1 protein-coding gene is annotated in these 250 nt (G+C 42.0%); it reads left to right on the forward strand.

From position 1 onward, the window contains the following. Window positions 1-250: DUF1852 domain-containing protein (locus N8O80_RS09585; RefSeq protein WP_261028139.1), on the forward strand; the 250-nt coding region annotated here is incomplete at both ends.

Below are 250 nucleotides of genomic sequence, written 5' to 3' on the forward strand. Positions count from 1 at the left end.
GGACGGGTAACCAACACCCTGTATTGGGCATAGAATATCAGCAAAATGACTCCTCTTTGACTGAGAAGTATTTCGAAAAAATGGGATTACAGGTTCGCTACTTTATGCCGAAAAATAGCGTTGCGCCTTTGGCCTTTTATTTCTCCGGCGATTTGCTCAGTGATTACACTGATATTGAGCTTATCAGTACCATCAGCACGATGGAGACTTTCCAAAAAATTTATCGGCCTGAGATTTACAATGCGAACTC

This window comes from Streptococcus mitis, assembly GCF_946190155.1.
Lineage (GTDB): Bacteria > Bacillota > Bacilli > Lactobacillales > Streptococcaceae > Streptococcus > Streptococcus mitis_CL.